10 protein-coding genes and 2 pseudogenes are annotated in these 14421 nt (G+C 48.8%); 7 read left to right on the forward strand and 5 right to left on the reverse strand.

The genetic code is table 11. The features are described 5' to 3' along the window. The first annotated feature begins 69 nt into the window (after window positions 1-69). Both N685_RS0105460 and N685_RS0105465 read left to right on the forward strand, forming a co-directional pair. The gene (locus N685_RS0105460) at window positions 70-1446 is read left to right on the forward strand and encodes a sucrose-specific PTS transporter subunit IIBC (RefSeq protein WP_031406519.1); all 1377 of its coding nucleotides are present in this window, start codon (window positions 70-72) and stop codon (window positions 1444-1446) included. Between the two features lie 10 nt (window positions 1447-1456). Next, entirely contained in the window at window positions 1457-2902 is a 1446-nt protein-coding gene (locus tag N685_RS0105465; RefSeq protein ID WP_031406520.1) for a glycoside hydrolase family 32 protein, read from the forward strand. 474 nt (window positions 2903-3376) lie between these two features. Here N685_RS0105465 and pstA read toward each other — a convergent pair whose 3' ends face one another. From pstA to N685_RS0105485, 4 genes are all read right to left on the reverse strand, one after another. Beyond that, entirely contained in the window at window positions 3377-4267 is an 891-nt protein-coding gene (gene pstA / locus N685_RS0105470) for a phosphate ABC transporter permease PstA (protein WP_031406522.1), read from the reverse strand. Next, window positions 4264-5199, reverse strand: a complete 936-nt coding sequence (gene pstC / locus N685_RS0105475) for a phosphate ABC transporter permease subunit PstC (protein WP_031406524.1) — start codon at window positions 5197-5199, stop codon at window positions 4264-4266. The genes pstA and pstC overlap by 4 nt, the downstream gene beginning before the upstream one ends. 75 nt (window positions 5200-5274) lie before the next feature. Further along, a complete protein-coding gene (locus tag N685_RS0105480) occupies window positions 5275-6135 on the reverse strand; it encodes a phosphate ABC transporter substrate-binding protein (protein WP_031406526.1) in 861 nt (286 codons plus the stop codon). 57 nt (window positions 6136-6192) lie between these two features. Continuing rightward, the gene (locus N685_RS0105485; RefSeq protein WP_031406528.1) at window positions 6193-7944 is read right to left on the reverse strand and encodes a stalk domain-containing protein; all 1752 of its coding nucleotides are present in this window, start codon (window positions 7942-7944) and stop codon (window positions 6193-6195) included. A gap of 498 nt (window positions 7945-8442) precedes the next feature. Here N685_RS0105485 and N685_RS0105495 point away from each other — a divergent pair, with 498 nt between their 5' ends. The 5 genes and pseudogenes from N685_RS0105495 to N685_RS19975 all read left to right on the forward strand — a co-directional run bounded on the left by N685_RS0105495 (window position 8443) and on the right by N685_RS19975 (window position 13854). Beyond that, window positions 8443-9639 carry an MFS transporter gene (locus N685_RS0105495; RefSeq protein WP_031406529.1) on the forward strand — a complete coding sequence of 399 codons (1197 nt, stop codon included), beginning with the start codon at window positions 8443-8445 and terminating at the stop codon, window positions 9637-9639. A gap of 84 nt (window positions 9640-9723) precedes the next feature. Next, a complete protein-coding gene (locus N685_RS0105500; RefSeq protein ID WP_031406532.1) occupies window positions 9724-10566 on the forward strand; it encodes a glycosyltransferase family 2 protein in 843 nt (280 codons plus the stop codon). A gap of 275 nt (window positions 10567-10841) precedes the next feature. After that, the gene (locus N685_RS0105505; RefSeq protein ID WP_031406534.1) at window positions 10842-12224 is read left to right on the forward strand and encodes a glycine--tRNA ligase; all 1383 of its coding nucleotides are present in this window, start codon (window positions 10842-10844) and stop codon (window positions 12222-12224) included. Window positions 12225-12300: 76 nt separating this feature from the next. Continuing rightward, window positions 12301-12408: pseudogene (locus tag N685_RS19970) on the forward strand (tyrosine-type recombinase/integrase); the annotation flags it as partial. Between the two features lie 297 nt (window positions 12409-12705). Further along, window positions 12706-13854, forward strand: a pseudogene (locus N685_RS19975) (IS630 family transposase). Window positions 13855-13979: 125 nt separating this feature from the next. Here the strand turns inward: N685_RS19975 and N685_RS0105520 are convergent. Beyond that, the gene (locus N685_RS0105520) at window positions 13980-14330 is read right to left on the reverse strand and encodes a DUF3221 domain-containing protein (protein WP_031406539.1); all 351 of its coding nucleotides are present in this window, start codon (window positions 14328-14330) and stop codon (window positions 13980-13982) included. Window positions 14331-14421: the final 91 nt, after the last annotated feature.

Consider the following 14421-nt stretch of genomic DNA (forward strand, 5'->3'; position numbering starts at 1 on the left):
TTGTATGTTTTAGGTCTTTTTTGTTTTTTATCACCATGAATCATCATTAAGAAGGAGAGGAGTTCACCAATGAACTACGAACACATTGCCAGACAGCTCATCCCGCTCCTTGGCGGGAAAGAAAACATCATTAGCGCGACCCATTGCGCGACACGGCTTCGTCTTGTTTTAAAAGATGATCGAAAGGCTGATGCAAAGGCCATTGAAAACGTCGAAGGGGTCAAAGGGGCGTTTTCCAGCTCCGGGCAGTTTCAAATTATTTTTGGCACCGGTGTGGTCAATAAAGTGTACGAGGCGTTCGCCCGAGAAGCAGGGGTGCCGCAGGGCGGTGCCGACGTGCATCAAGAAGCGATCAAGCAAAAAATGAATCCGCTCGCGCGCTTTGCGAAAACGTTATCGAACATTTTCGTGCCAATCATCCCGGCGATCGTCGCGAGCGGTCTGCTTATGGGACTGCTCGGGATGATGAAAGCATTCAAGTGGGTGGCGGCGGACAGCGCCCTGTATATTTTGCTTGATATGTTCTCCAGTGCGGCGTTTATCATTTTGCCGATTTTAATCGGCTTCAGCGCGGCGAAAGAATTTGGCGGTACGCCGTTTTTAGGGGCGGTCATCGGCGGGATTATGACCCACCCGGCGCTATTGAACCCGTGGGGATTGGCCGAGGCTAAGCCAAACTATCTGCATTTTCTTGGCTTTGATATTGCCATGGTCGGGTATCAAGGAACAGTAGTGCCGATTTTGCTGGCAACGTATGTGATGAGCAAAATCGAGCGTGGATTGCGCAAAGTTGTGCCCCATGCGGTCAGTCTGCTTGTTGTTCCGTTTATGACCGTCATTTTGACGGGGTTTATTACGATTTTAGCCATCGGTCCCCTCGGCAATTTGCTTGGTGACGGCATTACAACCGTGTTGAACTTTGTTTACCATTATGGCGGGGCGTTAGCCGGCCTGATCTTCGGTGGGCTGTACTCGATGATCGTTATTACTGGCGTGCACCATAGCTTCCATGCGATTGAAGCGAACTTGTTGGCGAAGCTTGGCGTCAACTATTTGTTGCCGATTTGGTCGATGGCCAACGTCGCCCAAGGCGGGGCTGGCTTAGCTGTTTTCGTCAAATCGAAGCGGGCAAAAACGAAAGAAATTGCGCTCCCAGCGGCCTTATCGGCGTTTTTAGGCATTACCGAGCCGGTCATTTTCGGGGTGAACTTAAAATACCGGAAGCCGTTTATCGCCGCAGCCATTGGCGGCGCGCTCGGCGGAGCGTACGTTGTATTGACGAATGTCGTGGCTAATGCCTACGGGCTGACCGGCATCCCGATGATCGCCATCGTCGCGCCGCAAGGGCTCACGAACGTCATGCACTATTTAATCGGCTTTGCCATTGCGGTTGTTTCGGCGTTTGTGGCGACACTGCTTCTGAAATTCCGCGAAGAAGAAGAGTGAGGGGCGCGCGATGAAATCCGAACGCGAACAGAAACTTATTGAACAAGCATACGCTGAAATTGAAAAATATGAGACTGTTGTCAATCGTGACCGGTATCGGCTTCGCTACCATCTCATGCCTCCGGTCGGGCTGATGAACGACCCGAACGGGCTGATCGACTGGAACGGAACATATCACGTCTTCTACCAATGGATGCCGTTTCGCACCGGCCATGGGGCCAAGTTCTGGGGGCATTATACATCCCCAGACTTGGTTCATTGGCAAGCAGCACCGATCGCTCTAGCGCCAAGCGAATGGTATGACAAAGATGGCTGTTATTCTGGCAGTGCGATTAGTTGCGATGGAAAGCTCGTGTTGTTTTACACCGGCAATGTGAAAGATGAACAAGGAAACCGCCAGACATACCAATGCATGGCTGTATCCGAAGATGGGTTTCATTTTACAAAAAAGGGGGTCGTCATCACGCTCCCGGACGGCTACACTGCCCATTTCCGCGACCCGAAAGTATGGCGAAAAGACGACCAATGGTATATGATTGTCGGGGCGCAAAGCGAAAGCGGCGATGGAAAGGCAGTGCTGTTTCGTTCCACTGATCTTTGTCATTGGGAGCATCTTGGCCCGATTGCTGGCGGAAATTCGAACGGGCTCGGCCCGTTTGGCTACATGTGGGAATGCCCAGACTTGTTTTCATTAGATGGCCAAGACGTGCTCATCGTCTGCCCACAAGGATTAAAACCAGATGGGATGCGCTATCAAAACGTTTACCAGTCAGGCTATTTTGTCGGCCGCCTCGATTACGAACAAACCGAATTTCTCCATGGGCCGTTTGAGGAGCTTGACCGCGGCTTTGAATTTTACGCCCCGCAAACGATGCTCGACCGCCATGGACGGCGCATTCTCATCGGCTGGATGGGTGTACCCGACCAAGATGAAGACCGACAGCCAACCGTGCGCCACCGCTGGGTGCATGCCCTTACCTTGCCGCGTGAACTCCGCCTCGTCGACGGCAAGCTGAGACAGACGCCGGTCAGGGAACTGAAACAGTTGCGCAAACAAAAAGTCGCTTATCGAAACGTCGCTGTTGTAAATGAACTGCGGTCATGGCCAGGGATCGAGGGAGACGCGATCGAGCTTCGCCTTGACAATATCGAACTGTTCGGGAGCATGCTGGAAATCCATCTGCGCCATGCCGCCCGTCTCGTTTACAATGGTGATGAAGGCGTGTTGACACTTGAACGAAAAAGCTTCGTGAACGGGCTGACGGAAAAGCGGCAATGCCGCCTGCCGCGCCTTCGTTCGCTACACCTTTTCCTTGATACGTCATCGCTCGAACTGTTCGTCAATGACGGCGAAGAAATGTTCACCGCCCGGTTTTTCCCGCATCCGGATGACCGAACGATTTTATTTGGAGCTCATGGACATCTTCATATGGACATTGAGAAATGGGAATTGTAAGGTTGTTTTGTATGAAAGGCTGCCAGGGAAGTACTTTTTTGGCGGCCTTTTTTTCGTCAAAGCAGTAGTGTGTTTTGTATTTACTCCCAGCCTCCTCTTTTGTGTTCCATCTCCTTTACAACTAAAGCGACGGTTTCACTCACATTTCGCACCCCCTTGACGAAAAACGAAAGGATTTTTGATTTTCATATTAAATGAATCCTTGACACACAAGGAAAGCAAAGGAGTTCCTGCCTCATAAGCGTTTCGATCCATGCAATTGATGAACGTTCCTATTTGACTATCATAGTGTTATGTCATCCAGAACAACGAGCGATGGTAAAAAAGATTGCCATCGCTCGTTTTGTTGGCAAAAAATATTTAAAAAACGAAATAAAGCATCCTATGTTTTGACCCTGTTAAGGTGCGAAATGGGAGATGAAAACAAAAAAGCCTTTCAATTTTCAGCAACAGGATGCGAAATGCGAGTTAATATCATTTTTTTCGCTGGCTAAGCCATAGCGGAAAACGGACGATGAAGCTAAGGAACAGCACCATCAGCACGAGAAGGGCGGATGTTTTCTCGGCAATTTGTTGTGCGTCTGCCACCAGCGCTTCGGATTGAATGTACCACAAGTGAACGGGAAGAGTCGCCCCTTCAGAGAGCAGATGGAAATCCCACATCTCCCCAGATGACGATGTTCCGCCGACTAGCAAAATGATTGCTGATTCGCCGAATGCCCGGCATGCGACAAGGCTGATGCCGGTCAGGATGCCTTTCTTGGCGGCGGGGAGTACGGTTTTGATGATCGTCTGTGCTTTCGTCGCGCCCAAAGCAAAGGAGGCTTCCCTCCATGTTGAAGGAACAGCCGTGATGGCTTCTTCCGAGACACGGGCCAAAACAGGAAGATTGAGCAATGCCAATGTAATGGATGCTCCTAAAATAGTGACGCCGATTTGAAAATATTCCACGAACAATGCATAGCCGAATAAACCGAACACGATCGATGGGACGGATGCCAAGCTTTCAATGGCGCCCCGAACCCATTCCATGATTCGGTTGTTTGGAGCATATTCAGCTAGAAAAATACCTGCCCCGATCCCTATGGGCAATGATAAGAGCAAAGATAGCACGAGAATATAAATGGAGTTCCATAAAAACGGTCCGACTCCTCCTCCAGCGTCAATTTCTTCAGGCGGCCCAATGAGGAAATATATGTTAATATTTGGAAGTCCTTTTCTCACAATCGTATAAAGAAGGGCTAAAATGACAAAAAAGACGGCTAAAGAAATGATGATGATCACACCGAGTATGAGTCGATTCGTGAGACGCCGGATGTGGAGCCGGCTCGTTTTTTCATGAAGTAGGGTGGCTTGGTCGTTCATGATGATCCTCCTTTCAGGCGCAACCGGCGAATGATCATAATAAGCGAAATCGAGATCATAAGCAGCAAAAGCGCCATCATATAAAGGGCATGGTTTGTCGTCGATTGAAAATCGACATTTAAAATTTGCATTACGATATGGCTAGTCAACACGCTTGACGGAGTGACCAAATCAAATCCCCATTGCGCTACGTTGCCGATGACCATCACTACAGCCATCGTTTCGCCGATAGCGCGTGCCATTCCGAGGATGACAGCGGCGACGATGCCTGATTTCGCAGCAGGGAGCACCACTCGAACGATCATTTGGAATGTTGTTCCCCCAAGCGCATAGTTTGCTTCCCGCCATTCGTTTGGAACGGCGCAGAGGGCGTCATCAGTAATACGGGTGATGGTCGGCAAAATCATGATGGATAAAACGAGAGCAGCGGCGAGAAATCCGTCGCCGACCGGGGCTCCCGTGTGCTCGCGGATCCATGGAATGAGCAAGGTGGCTCCCAAATAGCCATAGACGATCGAAGGGATGCCGACCAATAAATCAAGCAGCGTGCGAAGCCATTGCCGCAGCCATGGGGGGGCGATTTCCGCGATAAACACGGCCACACAAATCGAAATCGGCGTTGTGATCAACAGAGTCAACAAGGTTAAATACAATGTACCGGCGATAAAAACGGCGGCTCCATATTTGCCGTGTTCCGGGTCCCAATGGGAGGAGAAGAAAAATTCCGAAAGTGATACGTCCCGAAACACGAGAAAACCGGTTTCGCTCACGAATAGGACGATGGCGCCCAATACGGCGCCAAGGAATATGACGCTTCCAAGGCATAGAAAACGGAAAAAGCGGTCGGCAGCATATTTGACGGTCCATCGGCTTTGACGATGGGCCGTTAACAAGTTCATTGCGTCAGTCCAATCCGGCGATCGTTTCTCCATTATGTGCCTCCTCCTTCCCTCTGTTGGCGGAAAATCAGCCTCTCCTTCCCGGTGGAGAGGCTGATTGGTGTTCTGTTACTTCACAGGGATAAACTTCAGTTTTTTCAAAGAGCCGTGTTGAAACTTTTTGCTTAGGATATAATTGATAAATGCTTTGTCGGCCCCTTTCGCTTCGCCTTTTGTCAATAAGTAGCCATAGCCGTAGAATACGTATTTCCCACTGGCGGCGTTGGCCGTTGTTGCTTTTACACCGTTGATGCTCACCGCTTTAATTCCGCCTTTGACATAGGCCAAGTCGACAAATCCGATGGCGTTTGGATTGGAAGAAACAGCATTGACCATATCCCCTGATTTTTGTACTTCTTTGTAGTTGTCTCCGGATGTTTTGATGGCATGTCCATCCATGATTTTGTCTTCAAAGTTGACGCGCGTTCCAGAGCCTTTTGCGCGGTTGATGACCACGATTTCTTCGTCTTTCCCGCCGACTTGTTTCCAGTTGGTGATTTTGCCTTCATAAATGTCTTGAATTTGCTGGACTGATAGATTGTTCACGGAATTGTTTTTGTTAACGATGACAGCGAACGGAATTTTTGCGATTTTGTATGCTTTTAATCCTTTGTAAGCACGAAATCCACCGACTGCGCGGGTCGCATCCCAATCGCAGGCGCCGATGGTCGCGACGCCTTTGGCGACGGATTGTGGACCGGCGATGGACGAGGAGCCGGAGACGACAATTTTCACTTTCGGATGATGCTTTTTAAATTCCTTTGCTGCCTGTTGGGTTAACGGCAATAAAGCGGTGGAGCCGGCGATCACAATTTTTCCGGATACTTCGGCCGCGTCAGCACGGTATTGAGTCGTGAAGGCAGCGCCAATCAGCAAAGCTGACGAAAGAACAGCGGCAGCCATCCGTTTCCATAGCGTAGTTCGTTTCATAGCAAATCCCTCCATGGATTCATTTTAGGGACCTAGGCGGCCCTTGCTTTTTCATGATCATTTTGTCATATCGATCCAGCGTCCGTTGCGGAGAATCGATATTTTTTCCCCGTTCTCGGTCGCGATCGTCACGGCGATTTGATTGTCATATGGTGACGGCGCGATCGAGGTGATTTCGTTTTTTGTACTTCCCATCGTTGTCCATGAGCTTGTGGACGGGTCGAAGATACGGATGGTGTAGATGCCGTTCGTTTCAATAGCGACATAGATCCGGCTTTTGACAACGACCGCGTCAATGATGTTCTGGTCGGCAAGCAGCGTTTGCTCATTTCCGTTTCTAGTCCGTTTTAATGACGGTCGAGCGGTTTCACTGTCGATTGCACTTACATATACGATTTCACTGTTAGAAAGAAATGCACTGTTGACTTTATTGTCCGGCGACGAGGTTAATGGCGTCGGCTGTTTGTTCGCGGAGGAGAGATCCACGAGAAACAGCTGCGGATCTGTCCCGCTTGTATCAATGGAATCAACATCCGTTTTTTGATCGTCGGTGTAGTTTGTTTTTCCTTCATTGGCAACGGTGTACAACAGCTTCGTTCCATCCGGGGATAGACGAAGGTCCGTTTTATATTTCACTTTGTCATCAATCAATTTGTTGATGCTGCCTGTTTCCAAGGACACAACAGCGATTGCTTCATTGTTGCTTCCGTAAATGCAATAGAGTGAGCGGCCGTCGTTGGACCAAACGAAATCAGTTTTCACTTCGTCATCGTCGCCGATTTGTTTGACGACGTTGGAGAGCAAATCGATGATAAACAAATGGCCGTTTTCATCGACATAGGCCGCTTGCTTGCCGCTAGGCGACAGCGTGAGATCCATTTGGTTAATGGATCGAATAGCGGTTCTCGAACGAATATCCAAAAGCAGCGAAGTGGAATCGTCTGGTCGACTGATAAGCAATGTGTTTTGATTCACCCATTGCGGATGAGTGCTCATTCCTTTGATTAGTCCGGCGGTGGCGATGAACCGTCCGTCGATGTCTCCTCCTAATGCGCGGACGATTGAGCGGAGATCGGCGTACGGCACCCCTTTTTGGATGAACGGTGCAATAGGCATGTTCATCTTTTTGCCGTTGGCATTCAAGGTATAACTAAATGGATGGAAGAGAACCGTCCGTTTGCCCTTTGTTACTTTCACCATACTCGTTTTTTTGTCAACGTGAACAGCGGCGTCGAAAGCGGCGGCAATATCGTACACTGAATAAAAAGATGCGTGGTGAAAGGTGACGCCATGGATAACGGACGGAGAGCCGTCAAACTCCCACGTTTCACTGAATGAACGGAAGCTGCCAGACGTCGAGACGACGGCGATCCCGTTCTCCGTTTGCCATTGGCCGCCTAAAAGTTTAGCGATCGGCTTTGCATCAATGTACAACTCTTTTCCTGAACGTTGGGGTGCGATGGATAACGAGAAATGTTTTCCATTGACAAACGCTTTGTTTTGCCCGGCTTGTAAAACGATGCGTATCGCCGGGGATGTCCGACGGATTTCGTATCTTTGATGCGCCTTGTCATACGTACACTTCGCAGAAAACAGCTTGGCCAGATCGCTCGCCGCAAACAAGGCAACTCCCGAATGGTGAAGCGAACGAATTGTCGTCAATGTCCCATTGACATTCACGGGGTAACGGGATATGACGGGTTTGACTGATGTTGCGGCATAAACCTGTCCATCGAGGCTTGTCCACGGCAGGGGCGATCCTGCAAGCAGAGCAGACGCCATGACTGCTCCAGCAATGATTTTCTTCATTATGAACCTCCATTCTTTTCCGCTTTCTAATTAAAAAAAACGAGTAAAAAGAACGAGTGTAAACAATAGTTCGTGATCCCCCTTTCTACATAAGAATTGTTCTTGTCAGCATAACCCATTATATTTGAGAAATTTGAACATACTGTTTTTTCTTATTTAAAATTTATTAATATTATGTATAATTTTCATGAATTTTTTACCATCCTAACCCGAGCACACTTCCACCTCTAAGCGTGAGCGTAGGTGGAAGAAGGTTCAAGGGATGAATGGAAGAAGATAGGCCTCTGTTCGAGCGCCATATGACAGTCATGATGATCATGGTGCGATTGGGCAAACTATTTGAGCCGCTTGAAGTTCTCCTGTTCATTGTATAGTAGAAAAGGACTATTGGCGAAACCCCTTGGTGAAGAAATCAGAAGAGCATACAGGTTCACAGGCAATCGATCTTTTTATATAATGAACATATGTCTTGACATTAATAATGACAGGAGGATGCACATGAACCAAACTGCGATTTCCCAGCGCAAGCTGTTAGGCATTGCTGGTCTCGGCTGGCTGTTTGACGCGATGGATGTCGGCATGTTGTCGTTTTTGATGGCCGCCTTGCAAAAAGATTGGAATTTGACGGCCAGCCAAGTCGGCTGGATCGGCAGCGTCAACTCGATCGGCATGGCCGTTGGGGCGCTTGCGTTTGGGCTGCTTGCCGACCGAATCGGCCGGAAAAACGTTTTTATTTTCACATTGTTGCTGTTTTCCCTTGGCAGCGGGCTGTCGGCGCTGACGACGACGTTGGCGGCGTTTTTGGCGCTTCGCTTTTTGATCGGAATGGGGCTTGGCGGCGAGCTGCCGGTCGCGTCAACGCTCGTCTCGGAAGCGGTGCCAGCTAAGGATCGCGGCCGTGCTGTCGTGCTGCTTGAAAGCTTTTGGGCCGGCGGCTGGCTGTTGGCGGCGCTCATTTCCTATTTTGTCATTCCGGCTTATGGCTGGCGGACGGCGTTATGGCTGTCGGCTTTGCCGGCGCTGTACGCCATTTACTTACGCCTCCGGTTGCCTGACTCGCCGCGGTTTATGGCAGCGAAAAAAGAGGGAACGGTATGGGGCAATATCGCCAACGTATGGTCGGCGCCGTACCGGAAGGAAACGACGATGCTTTGGATTCTTTGGTTTTGTGTCGTCTTTTCGTATTACGGCATGTTTTTATGGCTGCCGAGCGTCATGGTCATGAAAGGGTTCAGCTTAATTAAAAGCTTTGAATACGTGCTCGTGATGACGCTCGCCCAGTTGCCCGGCTATTTCAGCGCCGCATGGCTGATCGAGCGGGCCGGGCGGAAATTTGTCTTGATCACGTACTTGCTTGGCACAGCGGCAAGCGCCTACTTTTTCGGCACGGCCGAGTCGCTTGCGGGGTTGATGGCGGCGGGCATTTTCTTGTCATTTTTCAACCTCGGTGCTTGGGGGGCGCTGTACGCCTACACGCCGGAGCAATATCCGACGTCGATCCGCGCGACCGGAGCCGGCATGGCGGCGGCGTTTGGCCGTATCGGCGGCATTTTCGGCCCGCTGTTTGTTGGCTCGCTTGTCGCTAAAGGGGTGTCCGTGACGGCGATTTTCACCCTGTTCTGCCTGTCTGTCCTTGTCGCCGTCCTCTCGGTCACTGTTCTTGGCAAAGAGACGAAGCAACAGGAACTCGCCTAAGTTGACAAACGGAAAAAGGGGCTATACCTTAAGGGTAAGCCCCTTTTGGTTTGGGAAAAATGAGAGAGGCGGTGGAATCCCCCGTTGTGTCCGTCTGTATCCGTTGTCATCCCAACGTACAATCGTCCATATCCGCTTGCCGAGCTGCTTGAAGCGTTAAGTCGGCAGACGTACAAGCCGTTTGAGGTCATCGTTGTGAACGACGGCGGCGAGCCGATCGATGATGTCGTCGCCTTGTATCCGGAGCTGGACATCCACGTCATTGACCGCCGCGACAACGAAGGACATGTCGCGGCCCGCAACGCAGGCGTCCAGGCGGCGAACGGCGAGCTCATCATGCTGTGCGACGACGATGATCTAGTGTTGCCGTGCCATCTCGAGCGGATGGTCGCGGCGCTTGAGCATGCGGACTTCGCCTATGCCGATGCGGAAATTGTCCAGTATCGGGTCGAAAACGATCAGCGCGTCCCATTCGCTCGCTTCTTATTTGCCTATGAGTACGATTTGGAAGCGATGCGGACGTTTTCAACGTATGTCCCGTCCGGGAGCGTGTATCGCAAGTCGCTCCATGACGAAATCGGCAGCTTTGACCCGTCTATCCACAACTATTGGGATTGGGACTTCTTTTTGCGTGCCGCCTCTGTTTGTCGCGTCGCCCGTGTCGCGGCGGCGACCGTTTTGTATGCGTTCAGCGCGGATGGCGACAACATGTCGCGACAGCTCGACGACAGGCGGCGCCGATATTTGCGGCGGCTTTGCGAGAAGCATGGGCTCGGCGATTTGCCGGTGAAAAACTTTTGGCTCTTGCTTGACGAGCCGGAAGTCGCGAAGCGCCGGGCGGACAGTGAAGTCATTTGGGACGGCCAGCCGATCGTGTCGCGGTTTTGGATGCAAAAAAAGCAGGATGGCGTTGACAAAAGGTTTTAGGGTTTGCTATGATAGTGGACAAAATCATATATGGTCGCGATGACGGATCAATAGTAGTTAACCCTCTCTTCCAAAGCGAGCCGGGGATGGTGGAAGCCCGGTGAAGATGGTTAATGAAACGGCAGTCCGGAGCGGAAATGGAAAAAGGGGATGCGCGTTTGCGCATCAACTAGGGTGGAACCGCGGGAGCTACGCTCTCGTCCCTAGGCGTCATGCCTAGGGGCGAGAGCGTTTTGATTTGTTGGCACCATACACATGTAAAGGAGGATGATAACATGGCTGCAACCATGGAAGAAATCGTTGCCCACGCGAAACATCGTGGCTTCGTGTTTCCGGGGTCGGAAATTTACGGCGGGCTGGCGAATACATGGGATTACGGCCCGCTCGGCGTTGAGCTGAAAAACAATATCAAACGGGCGTGGTGGAAAAAATTCGTCCAAGAGTCGCCGTACAACGTCGGCTTGGACGCCGCCATTTTAATGAACCCGAGAACGTGGGAAGCGTCAGGCCACTTAGGCAACTTCAACGATCCGATGGTCGACTGCAAACAGTGTAAAGCGCGCCATCGCGCCGACAAATTGATTGAGCAGGCGCTTGAGGAAAAAGGGATCGAGATGATTGTTGACGGCTTGCCGCTAGCGAAAATGGATGAGCTGATCCGCGAGCATGGCATCGCCTGTCCCGAATGCGGCAGCCGCGACTTTACGAACGTACGCCAGTTCAACTTAATGTTCAAAACGTACCAAGGCGTCACCGAGTCAAGCGCCAACGAAATTTATTTGCGCCCGGAGACGGCGCAAGGCATTTTCGTCAACTTTAAAAACGTCCAGCGCACGATGCGCAAAAAATTGCCGTTTGGCATCGCGCAAATCGGCAAAAGCTTCCGCAACGAGATCACGCCAGGGAATTTTACGTTCCGCACGCGTGAGTTCGAACAAATGGAGCTTGAGTTTTTCTGCAAACCGGGCGAAGAGCTGAAATGGTTCGACTACTGGAAGCAATTTTGCAAGGAGTGGCTGTTGTCGCTCGGCATAAAGGAGGACAACATTCGTCTGCGTGATCATACGAAAGAAGAACTGTCCCACTACAGCAACGCCACAACTGACATCGAGTACCGCTTCCCGTTCGGTTGGGGCGAGCTGTGGGGCATTGCGTCACGCACCGATTACGACTTAAAGCGGCATATGGAATACTCAGGCGAGGACTTCCATTATCTCGACCAAGAAACGAACGAACGCTACATCCCGTACTGCATTGAACCGTCGCTTGGCGCCGACCGCGTCACGCTGGCGTTTATGATCGATGCCTATGACGAGGAAGAACTGGAAGACGGAACGACCCGGACGGTGATGCATTTACATCCGGCGCTCGCGCCGTACAAAGCGGCTGTCTTGCCGCTGTCGAAAAAGCTCGCTGACGGGGCGCGCCGCATTTACGAAGAGCTCGCGAAACATTTCATGGTTGACTACGACGAAACCGGCTCGATCGGTAAACGGTACCGCCGCCAGGACGAAATCGGCACGCCGTTTTGCATCACGTACGACTTTGAGTCCGAACAAGACGGCCAAGTCACCGTCCGCGACCGCGATACGATGGAACAAGTGCGGTTGCCGATTGGGGAGCTCAAAGCCTTTTTGGAGGAAAAGATCGCTTTTTGATGACAAGAACGGAGGCTGTCTCAACAAGTCGATTTAGCGATCTTTTGAGACAGCCTCTTTCTTTTATACAAAGTGGGAAGTCCGAAGACTTGCAGGTCACAGTAATGTCGCCACAACATCGTGGTATTTGAAAGACAGTTATAGCGATCTCGCTGATGCGGTCGATGCGTTGCCGAAATTTTAACATCAAGATGGATGACAGTTTTGGCATCGGAGCTGTCCAAGTACATTTAGAGACTATATAGAAAAAATGCCCTGGAGGGTAGAATTTCAGGGCATTTTTTTGTTCCCTTTCCGGGAAGAGTCAATTAAACTACGAAACCTTCAAAATTTACCTACTTGTTAAAAAACATCTTAGTAAGGTTTACAATCACTAAGATCTTCCTTGCTGGTCATTAATTAAATATATAAAAATAAAGGTTTTCTCCCGTTCCACAGCGAATAAATAAAAGAGAAAATAGGAGAACGGAGAGAAAATACGATGCCAAATCACAAAGACGAGATCGAAAAGTTGTCCACTGCCATGAAAGAAGCGAAAAATAAACGAGCATATGAACGCTACCAAGCCATTTATCTTCATTTGCAGGGATACAAAAAAGGAGAAATCGCAACGATTATTGGTCGATCCAAGAAAACTATTTATAACTATATCCATGCCTACGCCCAGCGCGGTCTTGATGGATTGGAGATGAAATACTCACCTGGCGCCCCACGTCGATTGAGTCCTGATCAGGAAAAAGAGCTGGCTTGGATCATTGAACATCAGCTCCCCGTAGATGTGGGATTCGAAGCAAAATATAACTGGACGCTTGCGATCATCGCTGAACTCATTCAACAAAAGTGGGGACCAGCATACACGCCTCGTGGAACAAGCGACATTCTGCATCGGTTAGGGCTAAGCTATACGAAACCCACCTATACACTAGCCAATGCCGATGAAGAGAAACAAAAAGAATTCGTCGAAATCACCTTCCCTGAAGTAAAAAAAACTGTTATATAAGTTGCAATAAAGAATTTCCGATTTTTCGTTGCGGGTTTCATCTAAGTACAAGTTGATATGAGAGGAATCAGCGGGATGTAAAACAAAATTTCAACTTATATAGATGGGAACATCGCCCATGTCCTCTTTCAAGATGAATCGATGATTCGTGATTACCAAGCGATTCAAAAAACATGGTTTGTCAAAGGAAAACAACGAATCATTCCGACGTTTGGAAAACATCAAGGGCTGAAGCTGATTGGCACGTTGAACTACGAAACAGGGGATGTATTTTGCATCGAAGAAGAACGCTATGACGCAGAAACATTTCTTCGGTTTCTTCAACTTGTGTTAGAACGCTATCCTACAGGCAAAATGGTGATGATTTTAGATAACGCTCGAATTCACCATGCCAAACTCATTCAGCCTTTTTTAAAAGAACACGGAGATCGGTTAGAGCTCGTCTTTTTGCCACCATACAGTCCGCAATTGAATTTGATTGAAGGATTATGGAAATGGCTGAAATCAGACGTGATTTACAACGTGTTCTATTCGACTGTGCAAGAAATTAGAAAGAATGTCCAAGCCTTTATTCAGAGAATCAACCAGAAACCAGAACAAACGATCGATCGTTTGTGTGTTCAGTTGTAAATCTTTAATTCAACTTATATAAAATGATAAATCCAATTTTTTTCATAAAGTAGCCCCCTTTATGAATTTTTCAAAATTATTATAACCAAATAGTTTATATATTTCAATTATTTCTAAAATTATAATTACATAGGTTCAATCTTTATAACTTCGACTTTGCCCGGATACGATTCTAAAATCTCTGAATACCACACTTTTACTTTTTGTCCATTTTCTATTCCCCTCAAAGTACCAAACCCCTTAATCCATAACTTACTCATATTATATTTTCTTCTTAATTCCTGTATTGTTAATTTATTTGCGTCTTCCTGAACAAAATCTGGATCTTCAACTAAATATACTTCCCCTTCTTTCATAATTATAAAACCTTCCAAAGTAGCTTCTTGATTAAGAGATTGGTTAGTTCTATATTCGTTAAAGAAAAATAATAATACTATAAAACCTAAAATAGTACTCACTAAAATATATCTTTCCATACGCTTGCCTCCTAGCTTTTATATTTTGTGTTATATAATGGTTTATCTTCTATAGATCCATAGTTTTCCCTTCCCAAGATAACAGAGCATT

It is taken from the genome of Geobacillus vulcani PSS1, assembly GCF_000733845.1.
GTDB classification, from domain to species: Bacteria; Bacillota; Bacilli; order Bacillales; family Anoxybacillaceae; genus Geobacillus; species Geobacillus vulcani.

Excerpts from the sequence above, each read along its gene's own strand:
- N685_RS0105495 (WP_031406529.1), top strand. The coding sequence starts at position 8,443 with ATGAACCAAACTGCGATTTCCCAGCGCAAGCTGTTAGGCATTGCTGGT.
- N685_RS0105520 (WP_031406539.1), bottom strand. The coding sequence starts at position 14,330 with ATGGAAAGATATATTTTAGTGAGTACTATTTTAGGTTTTATAGTATTA.
- N685_RS0105480 (WP_031406526.1), bottom strand. The coding sequence starts at position 6,135 with ATGAAACGAACTACGCTATGGAAACGGATGGCTGCCGCTGTTCTTTCG.
- N685_RS0105485 (WP_031406528.1), bottom strand. The coding sequence starts at position 7,944 with ATGAAGAAAATCATTGCTGGAGCAGTCATGGCGTCTGCTCTGCTTGCA.
- N685_RS0105460 (WP_031406519.1), top strand. The coding sequence starts at position 70 with ATGAACTACGAACACATTGCCAGACAGCTCATCCCGCTCCTTGGCGGG.
- pstC (WP_031406524.1), bottom strand. The coding sequence starts at position 5,199 with ATGGAGAAACGATCGCCGGATTGGACTGACGCAATGAACTTGTTAACG.
- N685_RS0105505 (WP_031406534.1), top strand. The coding sequence starts at position 10,842 with ATGGCTGCAACCATGGAAGAAATCGTTGCCCACGCGAAACATCGTGGC.
- pstA (WP_031406522.1), bottom strand. The coding sequence starts at position 4,267 with ATGAACGACCAAGCCACCCTACTTCATGAAAAAACGAGCCGGCTCCAC.
- N685_RS0105465 (WP_031406520.1), top strand. The coding sequence starts at position 1,457 with ATGAAATCCGAACGCGAACAGAAACTTATTGAACAAGCATACGCTGAA.